Below are 23021 nucleotides of genomic sequence, written 5' to 3'. Positions count from 1 at the left end.
AAAACCCGGCTCGAAAGCCGGGTTCTGTTATGCAGACGCGCATGCGCGGCGATCCGATCAGTTGTTTTCGGACTGCTTGGCGGCGTTCTGGGCGTCTTCGAGTTTCTTGCGAGCCTCTTCGGCCTTCTTCTGCATGCTTTCTTCCAGGCTGCGCTGGGTTTCGGCAAGCTTCGATTCCGACATCGGCTCGCCGTCATAGGCTGCCGTGAAGCCGCCGAGGCTGACCTTGATCGGGTTCGGGGCGCGACGGAAGTTGATCGAGGTGAACACGACTTCGCCGCCCTTCTTCAGCGATGCGATCATCGCGTCGGTCAGCGGCACTTCGGCCGTGCAGCGGTCCGGCAGGCAGACGGCGTAATCGATCTTCTGGCCCTGGCCACCGTCGATCTGCATCTGTACGCCCGGCTGGATCAGGCGGGCGGTCGGAACCGACACCTGCAAGAGCTTGCGGTTGACCTTGCCTTCGATGCTGATCAGCGCAACGGCGGTCAGCATCTGGCCGTTGTTGGCGCGAACGATGTTCTGGACGAGGCAGATGTCGTTGTCTTCCTGCTTGTTGCAGGTCTTGAACCAGCCAAGCGGCGGCTGCCCGGCCGCAGGCGCGTCCTGAGCGGCAACCGGCTGCGCGCCGTAGCCAATGCCCAGCGCAAGCGTTGCTGCAAAGGCCGGAAGAATTTTACGCGCGATTGAGATCATAACGAATTCCATCTCCTGAAATTGAAACGGCGGCGGCTTCCTGCCGACCTTCCGCGTCACGGGTCACATGTGGTGATCACCTGTCTCCCAAATAAGGCAATTGGATGACCCCGGCATTTCCGCCCATCCTGTTACATTGCCACAATCGGGATATCCAGTATTTCTTTCGCATTTTTTGACACCCGGCCCAACAAAGGCCGCTTCCGGAAGGTCAAAGGTTGGAAATGCCGCCGCCCATGGTAACGTCCAGGGGAATCGTCCGCACTCTATGGGATACAGCGAAATGCGCCGCCTTCTCCTCTGCCTTTCCATGCTTCTGGCTCCCGCTCTGGCTTGCGCCGAGCCCGTCCACGGCATCGCCATGCACGGAGATCCGGCACTGCCGTCCGACTACAAGAACTTCCCTTACGTCAATCCGGATGTGAAGAAGGGCGGCGAGATCACCTATGGCGTCGTCGGCACCTTCGACAGCCTCAATTCCTTCGTGCTGAAGGGCATGCGCACCACCGCCCGCGGCATCTGGGATCCGGAATATGGCAATCTCTTCTACGAGTCGCTGATGACGCGGTCCTCCGACGAGCCCTTCAGCCTCTACGGACTGCTCGCCGAGAGCGTCGAGTGGGACGACGACCGCACCTATATCCAGTTCAATCTCAATCCCAGGGCGCATTGGCAGGACGGAAAGCCGGTCACCGCCGATGATGTGATCTTCTCCTTCAATCTGCTCGCCGACAAGGGCCGCCCGCCCTACAACAACCGGCTGAAGACAGTCGAGAAGATGGAGAAGATCGGCGACAACAGCGTGCGCTTCACCTTCAACGACAAGGCGAACCGGGAAACGCCGATGATCATCGCCATGTCGCCAATCCTCCCGAAGCATGCGATCAATCCCGACACATTCGAGCAGACGTCGCTCGACATTCCGGTCGGATCGGGACCCTACAAGATTAAGTCCATCACGCCCGGCGAGCAGATCGTCTACGAACGCGATCCAAACTACTGGGGCAAGGATATTCCTGCCAAGGTCGGCTTCGACAATTACGACAAGATCACGGTCAAGTATTTCCTCCAGCAGTCGACGCTGTTCGAGGCCTTCAAGAAGGGCAACGTCAACGTCTATCCGGAGGGCGATGCGACGCATTGGGCGCGTGCCTACGACTTCCCGGCGGTCCAGAATGGCGACGTGATCAAGGAGACGGTCAAGCCTGGTCTGCCGTCCGGCATGCTCGGCTTCGTCTTCAACATGCGCCGGCCCGTCTTCCAGAACGAGAAGCTGCGTGAAGCCCTCACCTGGTCGCTCGATTTCGAGTGGATGAACAGGAACCTCTACGGCAACCAGTTCCATCGCACCGAAAGCTTCTGGCAGAATTCCGATCTCGGCGCCTATGGCCACGCCGCCGACGAGCGGGAGCTGAAACTGCTCGGCCCGGCGAAGGACAAGCTCGATCCGGCCATTCTCGCCGGCACCTACGAGTTCCCGGTGACCGACGGTTCGGGCAGCGACCGCAAGGTGCTGCGCAAGGCCGTCGATCTCTTCAAGGAGGCAGGCTACACGATCCAGGGGCGTCAGATGGTGGGTCCCGACGGCAAGCCGCTCGCCTTCGAGGTCATGACCCAGAACGCCGACCAGGAAAAGATGGCTCTTGCCTATCAGCGAACGCTGAAGCTGATCGGCGTCAACATGGCGATCCGCACCGTCGATGACGCGCAATACCAGAGCCGCTCGAACAGCTACGACTACGATGTGATCATCAAGGCATACCCGTCCTCCCTTTCGCCCGGCGCCGAGCAGCTCTATCGCTGGGGTTCCATTTCGAAGGACCTGGAAGGCACGTACAATTATGCCGGTGTCGCCGACCCGGATATCGACCGGATGATCGAGGCGCTGCTGGCCGCCCGCAGCCAGGAGGATTTCACGGCCGCGGTGCGCGCCTACGACCGGCTGCTGGTCGCCGGCCACTACGTCATCCCCCTCTACTATGTCGGCGAACAATGGGTCGCTCGCTGGAAGCAGATCGAGCATGTCGAGAAGGCGCCGCTCTACGGCTACCAGCTCGAAACATGGTGGGACGCCAGGGCGCAGTAGCAGACGAGAGGTAGTTACCTCCGCGTAACGCCTTGAAGTTCGGCGCCTTCCGGCCTAGGTCTGGCAAAAAGCCAAAGCCGGAAGGACCCCGTTCATGGAAAAGCTCGTCATCGATGTCGTCTCCGACGTTGTCTGCCCCTGGTGCTATCTCGGCAAGGCCCGTCTGGAAAAGGCGTTGGCCGAAGTGGCCCCGCAAGGCATCGAGGCCGAGGTGACATTTCGTCCCTTTCAGCTCAATCCGGACTTCCCGCCGGAAGGCGTCGATCAGCGCGCGCATCTGGCCGCCAAGTTCGGCGGCGAGGAAGCCCTCGATCGAGCCCATGCCCAGCTGACGGAACTCGGCAAGGAAGACGGCATCGACTATCACTTCGACAAGATCAAGGTCGGTCCGAACACGCTCGACGCGCACCGCCTGATCCATTGGGCCATGCAGGAAGGCAACGATGTCCACCAGAATGTCGTCGATCTGCTGTTCAAGGCCAATTTCGAAGAGGGACTCAACATCGGCGACGCCGGCGTCCTGCTCGACATCGGCCAAAAGGCCGGCCTCGACCGCGCCGTTGTCGAACGCCTCCTCTATTCGGATGCGGACAAGGACACCGTGAAGGACGAGATCCAGCAGGCACAGAAAATGGGCGTCAGCGGCGTGCCCTTCATCATCATCGATCAGAAATATGCGGTCAGCGGCGCCCAGCCCGCACAGGTGCTCGCCAATGCCTTCCGTCAGATTGCCGCGGAGAAGGAACGGGGCAGCGCGAATCTGAATTGACGGGAAAGGGCCGCGGTCTTAGAGCAGGTTCGATCTGAGCGCATTCGCAAGACACGATGCGGCGACAGGGTTGAAATGCGACCGGAGCAGGATGTGGCAATTGCCGCAGGGAGGAACCGGTCAGCGTTGAAGACCGCCGGCCGACGAATGACGGATGTGCCCGATCGATTGAACGTCTCATCTCCCGTATCCAAGAGACCGCGACCCATGCGCAATGATTTTGTCCTCAAGGGCGTCCTGATCGCTTTCGGCTCGTTTGCCGCGTTTTCCTTCAGCGACGCGTCGGTGAAGATGATCGAAGGCCGCATCCCGCCCTACGAATCGGCCTTTTTCGGTGCGCTTCTCTCGCTGCTCGCCTTGCCCTTTCTCAAGAAACGCTCGGACCGCTGGCTCGACACTGTCCGCAGTGTCAACCGGCCACTCTGGATGTTGCGATTCGTCTGTTCGGCGATCGGGGCGATCACCAGCGTCACGGCCTTCACGCATCTGTCGATGGCAGAAGCCTTCTCGCTGATCTTCCTGCTGCCGTGCTTCGTCACCATCATGTCGGTGATCTTCCTGAAAGAAGAGGTCGGCATCCGTCGCTGGAGCGCCGTCATCCTCGGATTCATCGGCGTTCTGGTCGTCCTGCGTCCCGGCTTTCGCGAGCTCGGAATCGGTCACGCTGCCGCCCTCGCTGCCGGTCTGGCTGCGGCGATCAACATCGTCATCATGCGCGGCATCGGCCCCTCGGAGAAAAGCATCTCATTGTTCGGTGCCGGTTCGCTCGGCGCGCTGATCATCTGCGCCGCGGTCATGGCGCCGACCTTCACCATGCCCGAAGGGCACGAATGGCTGCTGCTGCTCGGCTACGGCATCCTCGGAGCGCTCGGAAACGTGCTGTTGATGTATGCGACGTTTTACGCGCCCGCCGCGGTCGTCAGTCCCATCCAGTACAGCCAGATGATCTGGGCGATCATCCTCGGCTACCTCATCTTTGGAGACGGCGTCGACGCGCCCATGCTGCTCGGAATCGGTCTCATCATCGGCTCCGGCCTGATCACGCTGGTGCGCGAACGCAAGCGCGGCGTCGCCATGCCGCCACCGGTCGCGCCCAACACCCAGGCCGCCGTCGCCATCAGCGACGACGCGCTCACCAATCCCGACGACGCGAACGCTACTTCAGCAGTCCCGCCAGCTGGGTCATGATGACGCCGGCACCGGCCAGGCGCTTTTCCGGGGTCGGCAGGTCGCGCAGGAAGAACACGCTCTGATCCGGACGGATCTTCGCCATCGAGCCCTGCTTGGCGATGAAGCCGACAAGGCTTGCCGGATCGGGGAATTCCTTGTTGCGGAACTGCACGACGATGCCCTTCGGGCCTGCTTCCAGCTTCTCGACATTCGCCTTGCGGCAGAGCGCCTTGATATAGACGATCTTGAGGAGATGCTGGACCTCGATCGGCAGCGGGCCGAAGCGGTCGATCATCTCCGCTCCGAACGCGTCGATCTCCTGCAGGTCCCGGATTTCGCCAAGACGGCGATAGAGACCGAGACGCAGGTGCAGGTCCGGCACATATTCATCCGGGATCATCACAGGTGTGCCGACGGAAATCTGCGGCGACCAGCCGCTGTCGTGGATTTCCTCCTCGCCCTTCACCTCGGCGACCGCCTCTTCCAGCATCTGCTGGTAGAGTTCGAAACCGACTTCCTTGATGTGGCCGGACTGCTCCTCGCCCAGCAAGTTGCCGGCGCCGCGGATGTCGAGGTCGTGGGAGGCAAGCTGGAAGCCCGCGCCCAACGTATCAAGCGACTGCAGCACCTTCAGGCGCCGCTCGGCGGTTGCCGTCAGCGTCTTGTTGGCCGGCAGCGTGAACAGCGCAAAGGCGCGGACCTTGGAACGGCCGACGCGACCGCGCAGCTGGTAGAGCTGGGCAAGGCCGAACATGTCGGCCCGGTGGACGATCAGCGTGTTGGCGGTCGGCACGTCGAGGCCGGATTCGACGATCGTCGTCGACAGCAGCACGTCGTAGCGCCCGTCATAGAAGGCGTTCATGATGTCTTCGAGCTCGCCCGCCGCCATCTGGCCATGAGCAACCGCCACCTTCAGTTCTGGGCAGTCCGACTGCAGGAAGGCGTGAATGTCGGCAAGGTCGGCGAGCCGCGGGCAGACATAAAAGCTCTGGCCGCCGCGATAATGCTCGCGCATCAGCGTCTCGCGGATCACCAGCGGATCGAACGGCGATATGAAGGTGCGCACCGCCATGCGGTCGACCGGCGGCGTGGTGATCAGAGACAGTTCGCGCACACCCGTCATGGCCAGTTGCAGCGTCCGCGGGATCGGCGTCGCCGACAACGTCACCACGTGGACGTCCGATTTCAGCTCTTTCAGCCGTTCCTTGTGCTTCACCCCGAAATGCTGTTCTTCGTCGATGATCAAGAGACCGAGATTGGCGAACTTGATGCCGGAGCCGAGAAGCGCATGAGTGCCGACGACGATGTCGGTCTTGCCTTCGGATACTTCCTTCTTGGTCAGCGCCAGTTCCTTGGCGCCAACGAGGCGGGACGCCTGCTGCACGCGGATAGGCAGGCCGCGGAAGCGCTCGGAGAATGTCTTGAAATGCTGGCGGGCGAGCAGCGTCGTCGGCACGACGACCGCCACCTGCACACCGTTCATCGCGGCGATGAAGGCGGCGCGCAGCGCCACTTCCGTCTTCCCGAATCCGACGTCGCCGCAGATCAGGCGGTCCATCGGCTTGCCGGCGGCGAGATCCTCACGCACCGCCTCAATGGCATTCATCTGGTCTTCCGTCTCGTCATAGGGGAAGCGGGCGGCAAATTCGTCGTAGATCCCGTCAGGTGCTGCAAGCGCCGGCGCATGACGCGTCACGCGTTCCGCGGCGATGCGGATCAGCGCGCCGGCCATGTCGAGCAGCCGCTTCTTCAGCTTCGCCTTGCGTGCCTGCCAGGCGACGCCGCCCAGCTTGTCGAGCTGCGAGTCGGAGCCATCCGCCGAGCCGTAGCGCGACAGAAGCTCGATGTTTTCGACCGGCAGGTAGAGCTTGGCCTCGTCGGCATAGTGCAAGAGCAGGCAGGCATGCGGCGCACCGGCGGCCTGGATGGTTTCCAGCCCCACGAACCGGCCGATGCCGTGCTGGGCGTGAACGACGAGCGCGCCCTCCTCCAGCCCCGCCACCTCGGAGATGAAGTCCGAACCGCGCTTGCGCCGCTTCGACCGGCGCACCATGCGGTCGCCGAGAATATCCTGTTCGCCGATGACGGCGACGTCACCCACCTCGAAACCGGATTCGAGGCTGAGAACCGTCGAGGCCGCCTCGCCCTTTTTGAGGCTTGCCAGTTCCTTGAAGCTTGCGACCGGCTTGATCTTTTCGAGCCCGTGTTCGTCGAGCACCTGCAGCAGACGGTCGAGAGAGCCTTCGGACCAGCCGGCGATCAGCACCTTCGAACCCTTGGCGCGCTTGTCGGCGATATGCTTGACCGCGATGTCGAAGACGTTGACGCGGTCGGTCTCGGCTTTGGCCTCGAGCGTAGAAGTCGCCCAGCGCGGTCCGGCATGGGCGTCGAGATTGATGACGGGCCGGGTTTCACCCTCGTGCTCGTTGAAGGGCGACAGGCGGATCGCGCCAAAGGCTTCCAGCCCGGCCTTGAACTGATCGGCGCCGAGATAGAGCATGCCGGGCGGAACCGGCTTGTAAGGCGTGCCTTGCGAAAAGCCGGCCTTGCCGGAATCGCCGGTCGTCCGCCGCGCGTCGTAATAGTCCTCGATCAGCTTGAAGCGTTCCTCGGCCGCCTGCAGCGCCGTATGATCGGTGACGATGCGGAAGCCGGAAAGGTAATCGAAGACTGTCGAAAGCTCATCGTGGAACAGCGGCAGCCAATGCTCCATGCCGGCATAGCGCCGGCCCTCGGAAATCGCCGCATAGAGCGCATCGTCGCGGGTCGCCGCGCCGAACAGGCTCAGATAGTTCTTGCGGAAGCGGCTGATCGTTTCCGGCGTCAGGCTGACCTCGCTCATCGGGTTGAGGTCGAGCGTTCTCGCCTGGCCGGTCGTGCGCTGGCTGGCCGGATCGAAGGAGCGGATCGATTCCAGCGTGTCCCCGAAGAAATCGAGCCGCACTGGCTCCTCGGCGCCGGGAACATAGACGTCGAGGATGCCGCCGCGCACGGCGAATTCGCCGACCTCGCGTACCGTTGAAACGCGCTCGAACCCGTTGGCGGCCAAGCGGTCCGCGATATCCTCCATGCGGATCTGGTTGCCGGGCCTTGCCGAGAAGGTCAGGCTCTCGATCACCGGAGCCGGCGTCAGCCGCTGCAGCATGGCATTGACGGTGACGAGGACGATTGCCGCATGCGGCTTCTTCTGATGCGCCACGAGGCCGGCCAGTGCGGACAGACGGCGCGCGGACGTGTCTGCGCTCGGTGACACACGGTCGTAGGGTAGACAGTCCCAGGCAGGCAGGCTCAGCACCGGAATTTCAGGGGCAAAGAAGCCGAGCATCTGTTCGAGGTCGCTCACCACCTGTCCGTCGGACACGACATAGGCCACAGGCTTGCCGGTGCGCGCCAGTTCGGCGATCAGCAGCGGCTCCATGCCGGAAGGCACATTGCCGACAGTCAGGGCGGAGGCGTCTTCCGCCAGTCTCTTGGCATCAAAACCGGGTATCATGGGACCTTACGGGAATTGTCAGGAAGCTGTCTTCGGATCGAAATCCGGAACATAGGAACAGATTTTGGAAAACAAGGGCGTCAGCATCCGCTCGGGCGTCGCCTCCGCACCGGTCACCCATTTCACCAGATCATTGTCCTCCTCCTTCATGATCAACTCGAGCTCGTCGAGCTGATCGTCGGAGAGGTCGGAGATATTCTCCTCGGCGAACTGGCCGAGCACCAGATCCATTTCGCGAATGCCGCGGTGCCAGCAGCGGAATAGAATGCGGCGGCGGCGGGGATCGAGATCGGCGCTGGTGCGGGAGAGACCGGTCATGAGCGGAACCTTTCGTTTGCATGGCTTCTATAGACGGTGATTTCCCAAATGTCAGCCTTGCAAATGGCGCGAATGTCGTCTCTTTTCGTGCCATGCGCCCGGCCCTCCTCGATCCCCTGTTTGCTTCCGTTTCGTCGCTTGCCGGCGTCGGCCCGAAACTCGCCGACACGCTGGCGCGGCTGTTCGGCCGCGAAGACGCCGACGACTGCCGCGTCATCGACGTGCTGTTTCATGCGCCCTACGCGCTGATCGACCGGCGCAAGCAGCCGGGAATCGCACTGGCGCCGCAAGGCGCGATCGTCACCGTCACCGGCCGCGTCGACCGCCACCAGCCGCCGCCGAACAGCCGTTCCAACGTGCCTTACCGCGTGTATCTGCACGACGACACAGGCGAACTGACGCTAGTCTTCTTCCATGCCAAGTCCTCATGGCTGGAAAAGTCTCTGCCCGAGGGCGAGACGGTCATCGTCTCCGGCAAGATCGACTGGTTCAACGGCCGCGCCTCCATGGTTCATCCGGACCACATGGTCACCGAGGATCGCGCCGGCGAGCTGCCGCTCGTCGAGCCAGTCTATCCGCTGACGGCGGGTCTCTCGCCCAAGGTGCTGCGCCGCGCGGTCGAGCAGAGCCTGGAACGCCTGCCCGACCTGCCGGAATGGCTGGATGCGGCGTTCACCGGCAAGCAGCGCTTTCCCTCTTTGAAGGAAGCCTTCGACTGCCTCCACAATCCAAGCGACGATGCCGACATCGATCCACAATCGCCGTCCCGTCGCAGGCTTGCCTATGACGAATTCCTGGCCGGGCAGCTGTCACTGGCGCTCGTCCGCCAGCGCATCCGCAAGGTCGCGGGGCGGCCGGTTCAGGACAAGGGCGTGCTACGCGAGAAGATCGCCTCCTCCCTGCCCTTCTCGCTGACCAACAGCCAGACGATGGCCATCGCCGACATCCTGAAGGACATGGCGGGCACGGATCGGATGCTGCGCCTGCTGCAGGGCGACGTCGGGGCCGGCAAGACGCTGGTGGCGCTGATGGCCATGGCCGCGGCGGTCGAAAGCGGCGGCCAGGCCGTTCTGATGGCGCCGACGGAAATCCTTGCCCGCCAGCATCTGGCGACCATCACCCCGCTTGCCGCTGCGGCCGGGATCACCGTGGAAATCCTCACCGGCAAGATGAAGGCGGCCGAGCGCCGCGAAGCGCTGGAGCGTATCGCCAGCGGCGAGGCGCAGATCATTCTCGGCACCCACGCGCTTTTCCAGGACAGCGTCGCCTATCACGACCTGCTGCTTGCCGTCGTCGACGAGCAGCACCGCTTCGGTGTGCACCAGCGGCTGCGGCTGACCGCCAAGGGCATCTCTCCCCACATGCTGGTCATGACCGCCACCCCGATTCCGCGAACCCTTGTGCTCGCCGCCTTCGGCGACATGGACGTCTCCAAGCTGACCGAAAAGCCCGCCGGGCGTAAGCCGGTGCAGACCGTCACCGTACCGATGGAACGGATCGCCGACATCATTAGCCGACTAAAGACGGCGATCGCCGAGGGCAAGAAAGCCTACTGGATCTGCCCGCTGGTCGAGGAATCGGATGTCTCCGACCTGATGTCGGCCGAGGAACGCCACGCCGTCCTGACCCGGGAACTCGGGCCCGGCGTCGGCCTTGTCCACGGCCGCATGTCCGGTATCGAGAAGGACGAGGTGATGGGCCGTTTCAAGTCGGGAGACCTGCGGCTTCTGGTGGCGACGACCGTCGTCGAGGTCGGCGTCGACGTGCCAGATGCTACGATCATGGTCATCGAGCACGCCGAACGCTTCGGGCTCGCCCAGCTCCACCAGCTGCGCGGCCGCGTCGGTCGTGGCGCGGAGGCGTCGAGCTGCATCCTGCTCTACAAGGGTCCGCTCGGCGACACCGGCCACGCCCGCCTCTCGATCATGCGCGACACAGAGGACGGTTTCGTCATCGCCGAGGAAGATTTGCGCCTGCGCGGTGAAGGTGAGCTCTTGGGCACCCGCCAGTCGGGCACGCCGGGTTTCCGTTTTGCCAGCCTCGAAGCCCATGGAGACCTGCTGGAGACTGCGCGCCGCGATGCGTCCTACATGATCGAGAAGGATCCCGACCTGCTGTCACCGCGTGGTGACGCACTCCGAACGCTTCTCTATTTCCACCGCCGCGACGAAGCCGTGCGCTTCCTGAGCGCGGGCTAAGCAAATGCGGTCCTAGCGTCATCAAGAGTCTGAGGGACCGACATGCCATCCTGTCCGCTGCGCCCATTCACTGGCCTTGCGGATGCAGGCCCAAACATGTTGGTTCTTGCCGTCGACATACAACGCACGGTTGGCGCCGGCTGATTGTGCCAAGTCGCGTTTCAAGGCGACATATGCGACATGATCTTCCGGATGCATTCGCATGAAGTCCCGAAATAGAAGTGAACACTGTTCATGAAACGAGCCAAGCTCTCGAACGTGAATATGCAATCGCCGCTCGTTCTCCCTCTCCCGGAAGTAGCGCTTTGTAAGATCTTTGTTTGAAGATCTGTAGTGGTATCCCAGCGCAGTCAGTCCCGCGATAAGATCGTAATCTATGGCAAGATCGACAACAGAAATCTGAATGTCGACAATGGGCTTTCCCGCGAGTCCCGCAACAGATGTCGATCCGATATGATCAATCCGCACGGCTGTTGCACCAAGCTCCGCGCGAATGAATTTGGCATGCTTGAGGAATTCGTCACGATAGCCGTCTGTCCAATCCACAATGGCAATCGTCTCTGACCCGAGCATCATGCCTCTTCTGGTGTCTTGACGGGCTTCGACTTGTACTCGGGCGTGATGATGCCGCCGGAAATCAAGAGCTTGGTCGCATCTTCCGGCGACATGTCGAGCGGCACGACCTTGTTCTTCGGCACGTAGAGCAGGAAGCCCGCGGTCGGAACCGGTGTCGGCGGCACGAAGACGGCGACCATTTCCTGCCCGAGTTCGTCGAATTTCTCCGCCAGTTCCCCCTGAGGCTCGGACGAGATGAAGGCGACCACCCAGGTTCCGGGCGTCGGGAATTCGACCAAGCCGACCTTGCGGAACGACGTCGACTGTTCCTTGAGAACGGTCTCGAAAATCTGCTTCAGGCTTTTATACAGCGTCCTCACCAGCGGCATGCGGTGCAGGATGGAATCGCCGAAACTGAAGATCGACCGACCGATCAGGTTCTTGCCGAGAAAGCCGATCAGCGTGATGATGATCATGGCGATCAGCAGACCGAGACCGGGAATGGCGATCGGCAGATATTTTTCCGGGTTGTAGTAGGGCGGAATATAGGGCGTCACCCAGCTGTCGGCCCAGCGGATGAAGGTAAGCGTCAGCCAGATTGTGATGGCGATCGGCGCGCAGATGACAAGCCCGGCGAGGAAATTGTTCCGCAGACGGGAGGCAAAGGAATCGCGCTTCAGCTCTTCGGGCATAGGCTCTATGATCGCTATCGGGATTGGAGTGGGCCTTCGGGGATCGCCGTCCCCTGACAGCGTGACAATGCCCAAGCCCGCAGCAAGAGGCAAGCGGCAGAGACGATAAAATTCCCGCGAGCCGTCAGGGATTGAAGGCTGGGTCGAAGTGGACTGCGGTCTTCGGAAACGGTCCGGCAAAGCCGATGGCCATGAAATAGGCCGCCGGCGCACCGGCGTAAATCAGTCCCGTGTGCTGAACGAATCCGTGGCGCATGTAATAATTCGGATCGCCGAGGACGACGCAGCCGGCGGCGCCGCGCTCCTTAAGCTCATTGAGACCAGTCTCGATCAACCGGCTGCCCACCCCGGTCCGCTGATGGGCGGGTACCACCGAGATCGGACCGAGTCCGTACCATCCGGCAGTGCCGTCGCTCAAACTCACGGCCGAATAAGCCGCATGACCGATGACCCGGCCTTCCGCCTCCGCCACGAGGGATAGCGAAAGAGCCCCTTTGTCACGCAACCGCGCAGGAATGAGATGTTCGTACCCGGCGGCAAAGGGCATGTCGAGGAAGCCCGCCCGCGTCACCTGCTCGATCGCCGAGCAATCCTCTTCCTTTTCCGGCCTGATGGCGATCATTCCACCGTCACCGACTTGGCGAGGTTGCGCGGCTGGTCGACGTCCGTACCCATGAAGACAGCCGTATGGTAGGCGATCAGCTGGATGGGCAGCGAGAAGACCATCGGCGCGATGATCTCGTCGACATTCGGCAGCACGATAGTCGCCATGGTCGGCAGGTTCGAGGCCGAGGCGCCCTTCTCGTCCGTGATGAAGATGATCCTGCCGCCGCGCGCGGCGACCTCCTGCATGTTGGAGACGGTCTTCTCGAAGAAGCGGTCATGCGGCGCAATCACGATCACCGGCATGTTTTCGTCGATCAGCGCGATCGGGCCATGCTTCAATTCGCCTGCGGCATAGCCCTCGGCGTGGATATAGGAAATCTCCTTCAGCTTCAGCGCGCCTTCCATGGCGAGCGGATAGCTGGTGCCGCGGCCAAGATAGAGCACGTCCCGGCAGCGAGACAGTTCGCGCGCCAGCGATTCCATCTGCGGCTGGATGAGGTTTAAAACCCGCGACATGATGCGCGGCATTTCGGCGAGGTGCTTGACCATCGCCTGCTCGTCCGCCGCATCGATGGTCCCGCGCGCCTTGGCCGCCGCGATCGCCAGTGACGCCAGAACGCCGAGCTGGCAGGTGAATGCCTTGGTGGAGGCGACCCCGATCTCCGGACCGGCCAGCGTCGGGAAGATCGCATCCGCCTCACGCGCGATCGTCGATTCGGTCACATTGACGACCGCGCCGATCTTCAGCCCCTGCCCGCGGCAATAGCGCAGCGATGCCAGTGTGTCGGCCGTCTCGCCGGACTGCGAAATGAAGAGCGCTGCCTGCGTCGGCGCCAGCGGCATCTCGCGGTAGCGGAACTCCGATGCGACGTCAATCTCCACCGGCAGGCGCGCATAGCGCTCGAACCAGTACTTTCCGACCAGTCCGGCCAGATAGGCCGTGCCGCAGGCGGAGATCGCCAGACCCGTCGCGGAGGCGAAATCGATCCCGTCGGCGACCTTCGAGACACGATTGGTGGAGAAGTCGACATAATGTCCGAGCGCGTGCGAAATTACCTCGGGCTGCTCATAGATTTCCTTCTCCATGAAGTGCTTGTGGTTGCCCTTGTCGACCACATAGGCGGTCGCCTGCGAGATCTGCCGGGGACGGCTGACCGGCTTGCCGGAAAAGTCGATGATCTCCGCATCCTCGGCGGTAATCACCGCGCAATCGCCGTCGGCGAGATAGGTGATCTCGCTGGTGAACGGCGAAAGCGCGATCGCGTCGGAGCCGAGGAACATCTCGCCGCGGCCATAGCCGATGGCAAGCGGCGGACCGGAGCGCGCGCCGATGATCGTGCCGGGATCGTTGCGGAACATGACGGCAAGTGCGAACGCGCCCGTGACCCGCCCCAGCGTCGCCAGAACCGCCTCGCGGTTGGACATGCCGGCTTTCAGGTAATGCGCGATCAGATGGGCGACGACTTCCGTATCGGTCTGTGTCGAAAACACAGCGCCGGCGACGGTCAGCTCGTCCCGCAACTCGGAAAAGTTCTCGATGATGCCGTTGTGGACGACGGCAACGCCGTCGACGAAATGCGGATGGGCATTGGTCTCGTTCGGCACGCCATGCGTCGCCCAGCGCGTGTGCGCAATGCCCGTGAGACCGGCCAGCGGTTCGCCGTCGAGCTTCTTTTCCAAATTGAAGAGCTTGCCGGGCGCGCGACGGCGGTCCATCACGCCGTCATGAACGGTCGCCACGCCGGCGGAATCATAGCCGCGATATTCCAGACGCTTCAGCGCATCGACCAGACGTTCCGCAACCGGCGCCTTGCCGACAATTCCAACAATTCCACACATGCAACAACCCTGCGCTTATCACTCGGTTGCAGCACTCCTAACCATTCCGGCGCAATACGCAATCCTTGCCGATTCACATTGAATTTCGGCAGGTTAATGGACAAATTGCCTCTGTCGCGACCGACGTCAGCGGCCGGCATCCTTCGCCGCTTTCTTGGCGGCCTTGATGGCGAGGTTGCGCTCGCGGATGACGGTTGCCCGGCCCGGCTTCATCTCCTGGCGTGCGCGGCCGAGCGCAAGCGCTTCATCCGGCACGTTCTCGGTGATCACGCTGCCGGACGCGACGAGCGCGTTCACGCCGATGCTGACCGGGGCGACAAGCGCGGAGTTCGATCCGATGAAAGCCCCTGCCCCGATGTCCGTATGGTGCTTGTTCACCCCGTCGTAGTTGCAGGTGATCGTCCCGGCGCCGATATTCGCGTCGGCCCCGACGGAAGCGTCACCGATATAGCTGAGGTGATTGACCTTGGCGCCCTTGCCGATGTCGGCATTCTTCACCTCGCAGAAATTGCCGACCTTCGATCCTTCCGCCAGATCGGCGCCCGGCCTCAGCCGTGCAAACGGGCCGACCGAAGCGCCGGCAGAAACATGCGCGCCCTCGATATGCGAAAAGGCATGGATCACCGCGCCGCCGTCGATCGTCACACCCGGGCCGAACACGACATTGGGCTCGATCAAAGCGTCCTGGTCAATCTCGGTATCATAGGCGAGAAACACCGTTTCCGGGGCAATCATCGTCACGCCGGAGACCATCAGCTCATGGCGACGGCGCTCCTGCCAGAAGCGTTCGATCATCGCCAGTTCGGCGCGATTGTTGCAGCCGGCGAGTTCGGTTTCCGGCGCATCGACGACCGATGTCCGTCCACCGAGCGAGCGGGCGATCTCGACGAGGTCCGTCAGGTAATACTCACCCTTGGCGTTCTGGTTGCCGATCCGGCTCAGAAGATCGATCGCCTTCCGGCCGTTGATCGCCATCAGGCCACTGTTGCAGCGGGTGATCTTGCGCTCCTCGTCGGAGGCATCCTTTTCCTCGCGGATCGCCAGAAGCTCGCCGTTCTCGACGATCAGCCGGCCATAGCCGGTCGGCTTGGCCGTCTCGAAGCCGATGACGACCACGTCGTTTCCTGCGGCAAGGCCTTCACGGGCGGCGAGAAACGGCGCGGCGGTCACCAACGGCACGTCGCCATAGGTGACGAGGATATCGTCATAGCCACGCTCGATCGCCTCACGCGCCGTGAGTACGGCATGTCCGGTTCCAAGGCGCTCGGTCTGCAGGAACGCCTCCACGGCCAGACCATCGACGGAGGCGGCCTTGGCCACCTCGTCGGCATTGCGGCCGACCACCAGCGCCGCATCCGCGATCCCGGTGGCGGCCACAGCGGCCATCACATGGGCTATCATCGGACGCCCGGCGATCGGATGCAGGACCTTGGATTTGTTCGATTTCATCCGCGTGCTGTCGCCGGCGGCAAGGACGATCGCGAGACAGGTACGGTCGTTCATTCTCTCTTCTCCGAATTGATCGTTCGCCACATGCCCGTGGGCGGGATGAAGCCCGGCCGTCAGTCGACAGGCCGCCGGGATTGATAGCAACAGAATCCGATCGTCGCTAAATGAAATCTGTGATGACGGAAAAACGGTTCAAGCCGGGCCGTTTGTCAGTGCGGCATCTCGCCTTCCACGCCCTGGACCAGGAAATTCAGCCCCAGAAGCGTGCGGTCGTCTGCCGTCTCGCCATCCGGAAGCCAGAGGCTGCCATCCTGCTTGTGGATGGGCCCGCTGAAAGGCTTCAACTCCCCGGACTTGATCTTCTTCTCGGTAGCCTCCGCCATCGCCTTAACGTCGTCCGGCATGTTGGTGTAAGGCGCCATCGTCAGAATGCCATCGGCCAGTCCTTCCCAGCTCCGCTGCGCCTCCCACTTGCCATCGAGAAACGCCTGGACCCGGCGAATGTAATAGGCGCCCCAGGTGTCCATGATCGCCGACAGCTGTGCATGCGGACCGACGGAGATCATGTCGGACGCCTGGCCGAACGCCTTGACGCCCATTTCCTCGGCGACCTGCATCGGTGCGGCGCTGTCGGTGTGCTGGGTGATCACGTCGGCGCCTTCGCCGATCAGCTTCTTGGTCACGTCGGCCTCGACGCCGGGATCGAACCAGGCGTTTGCCCAGCCGACCTTCAGCTTGAACGCGGGGTCGACGGAGCGTCCGCCAAGCAGGAAGGCGTCGATCCCGCGGATAACCTCCGGGATCGGAAACGAGGCGACATAGCCCGCAACGCCGGTCTTCGATACTTTGGCCGCGATCTGCCCGGCGATATAGCGCCCCTCATAGAAGCGCGACGTATAGGTGGCGACATTGCCGGAGACCTTGTAGCCGCTGGCATATTCGAACTTCACGTCGGGAAAATCGGCCGCCACCTTCAGCACCGGCTCCATGAAGCCGAACGAGGTCGCAAAGATCATCTGGCAACCGGAAGCAGCCTGCTTCTGGATTACCCCTTCGGCCTCCGGACCCTCGAGAATGTTTTCCAGATAGCTCGTCTGGATTTTGTCGCCGAACTTCTCCTGCAGGGCCTGACGGCCCTGTTCGTGGGCCTGACTCCACGCTCCGTCGGTCTTCGACCCGGCATAGATGAAACAGATCTTCGGCTTTTCGTCCGCCCGTGCCGCCGTTATCCCCAAGCTTCCGCAAGCAAGGATCAGCAGCGTGACAATTGTTTTCCTCATACCCTCTCCCGCTAGCGTCTGCGGTCGGCAGGATTTCCCGCCATACAATCGGAATCTCGCAGCAAAGTAAGCAATATCACTGTGGCGAGAAGTGGTTTTGCTTGGCCTAGGCGATTTTTTTTCCAAGATTCGGAAAGAATTGCAGTACCGCCCCGATCACGTAAAGGTAGATACCACAGGCGATGAACAACCACACCATCCATGATGCCATCTCGAAGTGCCGGAGCAACGAAATGCCGCCGAGCAGACACCACAGCAGAAAGATGCCGAGATTGAGCGGCCGCAGCCGCTCCACCCGCACGGGATGCAGGAAGTTGATCGGCAGGAAGGTCAGGATGACCGACACGAAGATCACCACCATGGCGGCGTTCTCGCTGGCATCCACCACGAACAGCGAAAAGATGATCATGTTCCACACGACCGGGAAGCCGGAGAAAAAATTCTCCTCCGTCTTCATGCCCATATCGGCGTAATAGATCGCGCTGGACATGACGATCGCCCCGGCTGCCACGAAGGACCAGGGCTCGCCGATCATGTGCTTCTGGTAGAGCGCAAAGGCCGGCAGCAGCACGTAGGTCACGTAGTCGATGACATTGTCGAGCATCGTGCCGGACCAGTTCGGCAGGACTTCCTTCACCTTCAGCTTGCGGGCGATCGGCCCGTCGATGCCATCGACGGCGAGTGCCAGCCCAAGCCACCAGAACATGTCGATGAAGCGCGACTCCGCCGCCGCCACGACACCGAGGAATGCCAGGAACGAACCGGACGCCGTCAGGATATGGACGGAGAATGCCCGGATTTCCGCATAGGGCACCCGCCTGTAATTGAAGATCTTCATGTTCGCCGTTTCCACCCCTTTTCGGCCGGCACCACCAGGATCGAGATCCCGGCAGCCCACACATGTGAGTCCTGATACTGTATTTGCCTGTAACGTACAGCACAAAAATGACTCGGGCCAAGGGGATGCAATCTGGAGCCTGCGCCGTTCCGCCCCATGGATTTGCTTGCCGGGCGACGCTAGATAAGGGTGAGAAGCGGACGTGATGAGAATGACGGGGTGACGGTCATGAGCGATTATGAAATCGGTGTTGTCGGAGCGGGACCGGCGGGATCGCTGGCAGCGCTGGCGCTGGCGAGAGCAGGCCGCAAGGTGGCATTCGTGGCGCCGCCGGCCAACAGGGACGACAGGCGCACCACGGCGCTGATGGACCAGTCGATCGCCTTCATCGACCGCCTCGGCATCTGGCAGGACCTGAAGGGACAGTCCGCAGGACTCAAGCACATGCGGATCATCGACGGAACCGACCGTCTTCTGCGTGCGCCGATCGTCTCCTTCCGCGCCGGCGACATCGGCCTCGAGGCCTTCGGCTACAATTTCCCCAACAGCGCCCTGAACGCCATTCTGGAAACGGCGATCGCCGCCGACCCCAATATCACGCGCTTGGATACCAAGGCGCAAAGCATAGACATCACGGACGCCGCCGTGACGGTCGGTCTCGACGACGGCACCACATTTGCCGCGGACTTCGTCATCGGCGCCGACGGCCGCAATTCACTGGTCCGCACGAGCGCCGGTATCGGCACCCGAACATGGTCCTACCCGCAATCGGCCTTGGTGTTGAACTTCGCCCACGACCTGCCGCATGAAAACATCTCCACCGAGTTCCACACGGAGACGGGACCGTTCACCCAGGTTCCCCTGCCCGGCGGCAAGCGATCGAGCCTCGTCTGGGTCGTCAAGCCCGAGCAGGCAGACGATCTCATGGCGCTGCCACTGGAGGCGCTGAGCCGGAAGGTCGAAGACCGCATGCAGTCGCTGCTCGGGCGCGTCACCGTCGAAGACGGCGTCCAGGCATGGCCGCTCTCCGGACTGATGGCCGACCGATTCGGCAAGGGCCGCATCGCGCTTGTCGGCGAGGCCTCCCACGTCTTTCCGCCAATCGGCGCGCAGGGTCTCAACCTCAGCCTTCGCGATGTGATCGCTCTGACCGATGTCCTGGCTGCAACCGGTAACAAGCCGATTACCGCCGACGCCGGCACCCGATTCGACTGGAAGCGTCGCGCCGACATCATGAGCCGGACCGCCAGCGTCGACCTCCTGAACCGAACGCTGCTCTCAGGGTTCCTGCCGGTGCAGATGCTGCGCGCCGCCGGACTGCACGTGCTCGACACGGTTTCGCCGCTGCGCCATCTCGTGATGCGCGAAGGCGTGCAGCCGGGTGGCGGAATATTCTCGCTGCCGAAGGCGCTAAGGGAAAAGTTCGGGCGGTAGCAGGCCGCTGTCGATCACGTAGAGCAGCGCCGTGACGCTGACGATCGAGAGCGTGGTGGTGATCAGCACCGTCGCCGACGCCCGCTCCTGCCACACGCCGTACTGCTGGCCAATGACGAAGACATTGGTCGCCGTCGGCAGGGCGGCGAGCAGGACAGCCGAATAGACCCACGCCGGATCGAAGCCGCCGACGCTGGCCAGCGCCAGATAGACGACGATCGGATGCAGGATCAGCTTGACCGGGACGATATAATAAATCTCCGCCGGCACGCGCTTGACCGGCCGCAGCGCCAGCGTCACGCCCATGGCAAACAGCGCGCAGGGTGCGGCAGCCTGGGCGAGATAATTGACGAAGTTCTGGAATGCGCTCGGCACCTCCAGACCGGAGGCAGCAACCACGAAGCCTGCGGCCGCCGACAGGATGAATGGGTGCAGGAAAACCTTCTGCGCGATCGCCGCGACCAGTTGCAGCGGGCTGCGCTTGTCATCGCCGGCCAATGCCATCATCGCCGGCGCCACGACGAAATGCAGCGCGTTCTCAAAGCAGACGATCAGCGCCACCGGAACGGCGGCCTTTTCGCCGAAGGCGAGCAGCGCAATCCCCGGTCCCATGTAACCGATGTTGCCGTAGGCGCCCGCAAAGGACTGGATGGTGCAGTCGGCAAACGAATTGCGCCGAACGAGATAGCCGACGGCGAATACGAGGATGAAAATCAGGTAGGTCGCGCCGAGATCGGTGAGGATGAAGTCGAAGCGCGTCAGCTCCTCGATCGGCGTTCCGGAAACCAGCTTGAAGAACAGCGCCGGCAGGGCGGCATAGATGATGAACGTGTTCATCCAGCCGAGCGCCGCCTGATCCTGCCTGGTGATCCGCGCTGCGACGAAACCGACGATGATCAGCCCGAAAAACGGCGCCAGTAGTCCGACAATATTTCCCATGCGTTCGTCTTGCCTGCAATCATTCCGCGATCAACGGTATGCAGTTAGCCGATTTGCGACAGGATTGGAAAGGTCGATTGGAACCAGATTGCCAGATCGCTGATATATCCGAGCATGAAGGCCAGGCCCGTCAGCACCAGGAGCGCCCCCATGGCCTTCTCGACCAGACCCAGATGCTTGCGGAAGCGCGACAGGAAACGCATGAAGGCGCCGGAAAAGCTGGCGGCAATCCAGAACGGCACGGCAAGGCCGAGCGAGTAGACGGCGAGCAGGAATGCGCCGTCGCCAACAGTCTCGCGCGAAGCGGCCACACCGAGGATCGCGCCGAGAACCGGTCCGATGCAGGGCGTCCAGCCGAAGGCGAAGGCCAGTCCCATTATATAGGCGCCCGACAGCGTCGCCGGCTTGCCGCCGCCCTGGAAACGCGCTTCGCGCGCCAGGAAACCCAGCCGGAAGACGCCGAGGAAATTCAGGCCCATCACGACGATGATCAGCCCGCCGATCTTGGCGAGAACGTCGAGATGCTGGCGCAACAGCTGTCCGATGGTGGACGCCCCTGCCCCGAGCGCCACGAAGACGGTGGCAAAACCGAGCGTGAAGAACAGCGCCGACAGCATGACGGTGCGCCGCGTGGCCGACGCGGTGCCGTTCGTACCGCCCCGGAAGTCCTCCACCGAAACGCCGGCCATATAGCAGAGATAGGGCGGCACCAGCGGCAGGACGCAGGGTGACAGAAAGGACAGAGCACCGGCAATGAGCGCGCTCAGGAGCGAAATTTCAGCAATCGACACGGTATTCGGCTCCGGCAGTTCAGGCTTCCATGGTCCGGCCCGCACAAAACGGGCCACGGCAAAGGCCTCAATAAAGCGTCGGGCGATCACATGCCAGTCAACTTATTGCCACAGGCAAGAAGCATCAAATGACCTTTGATTTTCGCCAGGCAAAATGCAATTTTATGGGTTGACCACATACCACCCCGCAAATATGTTCCGCGCCATTCCAGCGGGGGCAAGAATCCTTCGTCTTGGGAGCGCGTAGCTCAGCCGGTAGAGCAACTGACTTTTAATCAGTAGGTCCAGGGTTCGAATCCCTGCGCGCTCACCATCAAACCACTGAAATCATTACAAATTCCCAAAGTTTGCGACTTTTGTGCGACTTCTGTGCGACATTTTGCGACTGAAAAAGTCGCACGAATGTCGCACGGTGTTTCCGCCCTGTTCCGGTCATTTCTGGGTCTACCAGCACCAGACCGGCACAAAGCACAAACCCGTTGATCTGACGTCGAGAAAAGACTGCCAGTTCTGGGAGTTTATCAGTAATGGGAAATATTCGATTAATTGTCCCGCAAGCGCATTAAGAGGGACGGAACAATGCAAGAGCAGATCGAAGACCATTTGAACACGTTGGACGCATTAAAGGATCTCGGGCTTAACACACTGGAAAGCGCGGATGGCGACTTGTCGCAAATCTATCCACTGATCGTTACCCTGCTATACGTCTTTGGAGACTATCTGGATCGCATGCGCAAGGCGCTTCACTGTCCGCCGTTGCGCTGACGGCTCGGTCGGTTCTGCAGCTGGATCAGTTGGTCCAGCTGCTCGCGGACGGCTTTCATGTCCTCGCGCATCTCGCTGCGCATTTCCCGAAAGTCATCCTTGCGCACATGCTCGTCGCGCACCTGCTGCACCCGGTCGTTCGTCCGGTCGATACGGGCATGCAGGTCCTTGGCTGTTGCGCTCATCTTTTCATCCTGCTTCCCGAACCGATCCCAGATCTTCCAGAAGGCAGCTGCAGCCAATGTCACGAATAGGCCAAGCAGCCACTTCCAGATATCGTCCATCAATGCGGCCCTTTCGCGGCTATTCGACGATCACCTTGCAATCGGGGTCGGTCGCGCCGGAAAGCGTCACCTTGATCGGCCCGCTCGTCTGGAACGCCAGCTGCTTGCGCGCGTCGCCATTGCCGTCGACGCTCGCCGCATCCAGCTTGCCGTCCGCCACCGGCGTCTCGATCGTGGCTCCCGTGTCGGGGTCAGTGTCGAGCGACAGCGACGAGACCGACAGCGTGCCGCCGCCCAGGTCGCCGGTATATTTCAGCATGCGATAGCCATGCATCGCCTCGCCGTTGATCCCCGGCAGATAGCTGTCATTGGCAGTAAAACGCTTGATCCTTGCCATTAGTGCGGTCCTTTCAAACACGCCGGATCCTTCCGGCACTGCAGATTGTTGGAAGCGATCGCCGGGCCGGCGGTCGCATCGAGGGCGGCGGCCCTGGCGGCCGTCGGATCGGAAAAGCGCGTGAGCTGGTAGCCGGAACCGCTAGTCGCAGGTATCGACTGGCAGGCGGCTGTCACGCATGAACACGCGACAACGGCCGCGAGCGTCAAGCTTGTGGAAGTCCGCATTGTTCTTCTCCATGTCAGAGATCCGCTCCAGCGCCGCTTTCGCCGCTGCAGCCTCGTCAAGCGCCTTGCCGTCGTGGCGGCCGGTGAGATACACCCCGCCCACGACAAACGCGCTGGCGGCCACGACAGACGCCGCCAGCGCGATTTTCCAGGACAGGGGGAGGTCAGGCAAAGACATGAGCTATCTTCCCATGTGGTCGTTGATATTCTTCAGGATGGCGCCGACGACGAGAACCACGACGACGGTGATGAAGA

General features: G+C 62.0%; 21 protein-coding genes and 1 tRNA gene. 7 read left to right on the top strand and 15 right to left on the bottom strand.

The window, feature by feature from the left end:
- Window positions 1-57: 57 nt before the first annotated feature.
- Window positions 58-696, bottom strand: a complete 639-nt coding sequence (locus tag ACU5AZ_RS00430) for an invasion associated locus B family protein (RefSeq protein WP_446824129.1) — start codon at window positions 694-696, stop codon at window positions 58-60.
- Between the two features lie 283 nt (window positions 697-979).
- Between ACU5AZ_RS00430 and ACU5AZ_RS00425 the strand changes: the two genes are divergently transcribed.
- From ACU5AZ_RS00425 to ACU5AZ_RS00415, 3 genes are all read left to right on the top strand, one after another.
- A complete protein-coding gene (locus tag ACU5AZ_RS00425; RefSeq protein ID WP_446824128.1) occupies window positions 980-2782 on the top strand; it encodes an extracellular solute-binding protein in 1803 nt (600 codons plus the stop codon).
- Window positions 2783-2876: 94 nt separating this feature from the next.
- Complete coding sequence (locus ACU5AZ_RS00420; protein ID WP_446824127.1) at window positions 2877-3551, top strand: DsbA family oxidoreductase; 675 nt, start codon at window positions 2877-2879, stop codon at window positions 3549-3551.
- Window positions 3552-3758: 207 nt separating this feature from the next.
- Complete coding sequence (locus tag ACU5AZ_RS00415) at window positions 3759-4739, top strand: DMT family transporter (protein WP_446824126.1); 981 nt, start codon at window positions 3759-3761, stop codon at window positions 4737-4739.
- Here the strand turns inward: ACU5AZ_RS00415 and mfd are convergent.
- Together mfd and ACU5AZ_RS00405 are read right to left on the bottom strand one after the other, a co-directional pair.
- Window positions 4708-8214: a transcription-repair coupling factor gene (gene mfd / locus ACU5AZ_RS00410; protein WP_446824125.1), complete on the bottom strand. Its 3507-nt coding sequence runs from the start codon at window positions 8212-8214 to the stop codon at window positions 4708-4710. The genes ACU5AZ_RS00415 and mfd overlap by 32 nt on opposite strands.
- 18 nt (window positions 8215-8232) lie before the next feature.
- The gene (locus tag ACU5AZ_RS00405; RefSeq protein WP_446824124.1) at window positions 8233-8532 is read right to left on the bottom strand and encodes a succinate dehydrogenase assembly factor 2; all 300 of its coding nucleotides are present in this window, start codon (window positions 8530-8532) and stop codon (window positions 8233-8235) included.
- A gap of 92 nt (window positions 8533-8624) precedes the next feature.
- On the opposite strand from ACU5AZ_RS00405, the gene recG reads away from it, so the two are divergent.
- The gene (gene recG, locus ACU5AZ_RS00400) at window positions 8625-10730 is read left to right on the top strand and encodes an ATP-dependent DNA helicase RecG (RefSeq protein ID WP_446826067.1); all 2106 of its coding nucleotides are present in this window, start codon (window positions 8625-8627) and stop codon (window positions 10728-10730) included.
- Between the two features lie 21 nt (window positions 10731-10751).
- Here recG and ACU5AZ_RS00395 read toward each other — a convergent pair whose 3' ends face one another.
- The 7 genes from ACU5AZ_RS00395 to pcsA form a co-directional block, all read right to left on the bottom strand.
- A complete protein-coding gene (locus ACU5AZ_RS00395; protein WP_446824123.1) occupies window positions 10752-11306 on the bottom strand; it encodes a GrpB family protein in 555 nt (184 codons plus the stop codon).
- On the bottom strand, window positions 11303-11977 hold the full coding sequence (locus ACU5AZ_RS00390; RefSeq protein ID WP_446824122.1) for a DUF502 domain-containing protein: 675 nt from the start codon (window positions 11975-11977) through the stop codon (window positions 11303-11305). The genes ACU5AZ_RS00395 and ACU5AZ_RS00390 overlap by 4 nt, the downstream gene beginning before the upstream one ends.
- Before the next feature lie 124 nt (window positions 11978-12101).
- Window positions 12102-12599: a GNAT family N-acetyltransferase gene (locus tag ACU5AZ_RS00385; RefSeq protein WP_446824121.1), complete on the bottom strand. Its 498-nt coding sequence runs from the start codon at window positions 12597-12599 to the stop codon at window positions 12102-12104.
- Window positions 12596-14422, bottom strand: a complete 1827-nt coding sequence (gene glmS / locus ACU5AZ_RS00380) for a glutamine--fructose-6-phosphate transaminase (isomerizing) (protein WP_446824120.1) — start codon at window positions 14420-14422, stop codon at window positions 12596-12598. Before glmS ends, ACU5AZ_RS00385 begins: the two co-directional genes overlap by 4 nt.
- A gap of 126 nt (window positions 14423-14548) precedes the next feature.
- Window positions 14549-15925 (bottom strand): bifunctional UDP-N-acetylglucosamine diphosphorylase/glucosamine-1-phosphate N-acetyltransferase GlmU, encoded by a 1377-nt coding sequence (gene glmU, locus ACU5AZ_RS00375; protein ID WP_446824119.1) that lies wholly within the window; start codon window positions 15923-15925, stop codon window positions 14549-14551.
- 155 nt (window positions 15926-16080) lie between these two features.
- Window positions 16081-17151 (bottom strand): BMP family ABC transporter substrate-binding protein, encoded by a 1071-nt coding sequence (locus ACU5AZ_RS00370; protein ID WP_446824118.1) that lies wholly within the window; start codon window positions 17149-17151, stop codon window positions 16081-16083.
- 106 nt (window positions 17152-17257) lie between these two features.
- Window positions 17258-17989 (bottom strand): phosphatidylcholine synthase, encoded by a 732-nt coding sequence (pcsA, locus tag ACU5AZ_RS00365; protein WP_446824117.1) that lies wholly within the window; start codon window positions 17987-17989, stop codon window positions 17258-17260.
- A 228-nt stretch (window positions 17990-18217) separates the two neighbouring features.
- On the opposite strand from pcsA, the gene ACU5AZ_RS00360 reads away from it, so the two are divergent.
- Entirely contained in the window at window positions 18218-19423 is a 1206-nt protein-coding gene (locus ACU5AZ_RS00360) for a UbiH/UbiF family hydroxylase (RefSeq protein WP_446824116.1), read from the top strand.
- On the opposite strand, the gene ACU5AZ_RS00355 is transcribed toward ACU5AZ_RS00360, so the two are convergent.
- Both ACU5AZ_RS00355 and ACU5AZ_RS00350 read right to left on the bottom strand, forming a co-directional pair.
- Complete coding sequence (locus ACU5AZ_RS00355; RefSeq protein ID WP_446824115.1) at window positions 19400-20362, bottom strand: AEC family transporter; 963 nt, start codon at window positions 20360-20362, stop codon at window positions 19400-19402. The genes ACU5AZ_RS00360 and ACU5AZ_RS00355 overlap by 24 nt on opposite strands.
- Before the next feature lie 44 nt (window positions 20363-20406).
- Window positions 20407-21153 carry a cytochrome c biogenesis CcdA family protein gene (locus tag ACU5AZ_RS00350; protein ID WP_446824114.1) on the bottom strand — a complete coding sequence of 249 codons (747 nt, stop codon included), beginning with the start codon at window positions 21151-21153 and terminating at the stop codon, window positions 20407-20409.
- A 237-nt stretch (window positions 21154-21390) separates the two neighbouring features.
- Between ACU5AZ_RS00350 and ACU5AZ_RS00345 the strand changes: the two genes are divergently transcribed.
- Both ACU5AZ_RS00345 and ACU5AZ_RS00340 read left to right on the top strand, forming a co-directional pair.
- Window positions 21391-21466 (top strand) — tRNA-Lys (locus ACU5AZ_RS00345).
- Between the two features lie 266 nt (window positions 21467-21732).
- The gene (locus ACU5AZ_RS00340; protein WP_446824094.1) at window positions 21733-21918 is read left to right on the top strand and encodes a hypothetical protein; all 186 of its coding nucleotides are present in this window, start codon (window positions 21733-21735) and stop codon (window positions 21916-21918) included.
- Here ACU5AZ_RS00340 and ACU5AZ_RS00335 read toward each other — a convergent pair.
- The 3 genes from ACU5AZ_RS00335 to ACU5AZ_RS00325 all read right to left on the bottom strand — a co-directional run bounded on the left by ACU5AZ_RS00335 (window position 21897) and on the right by ACU5AZ_RS00325 (window position 22944).
- A complete protein-coding gene (locus tag ACU5AZ_RS00335; RefSeq protein ID WP_446824093.1) occupies window positions 21897-22103 on the bottom strand; it encodes a hypothetical protein in 207 nt (68 codons plus the stop codon). The two genes, ACU5AZ_RS00340 and ACU5AZ_RS00335, sit on opposite strands and share 22 nt — an antisense overlap.
- Window positions 22104-22221: 118 nt before the next feature.
- Window positions 22222-22539, bottom strand: coding sequence for a hypothetical protein (locus ACU5AZ_RS00330; protein WP_446824092.1), 318 nt, complete (start codon window positions 22537-22539; stop codon window positions 22222-22224).
- A 141-nt stretch (window positions 22540-22680) separates the two neighbouring features.
- Window positions 22681-22944, bottom strand: a complete 264-nt coding sequence (locus ACU5AZ_RS00325) for a hypothetical protein (protein ID WP_446824091.1) — start codon at window positions 22942-22944, stop codon at window positions 22681-22683.
- Between the last annotated feature and the right edge of the window lie 77 nt (window positions 22945-23021).

The organism is Rhizobium sp. PAMB 3182, assembly GCF_052908355.1.
This window is presented reverse-complemented; position numbering and strand designations above follow the sequence as displayed.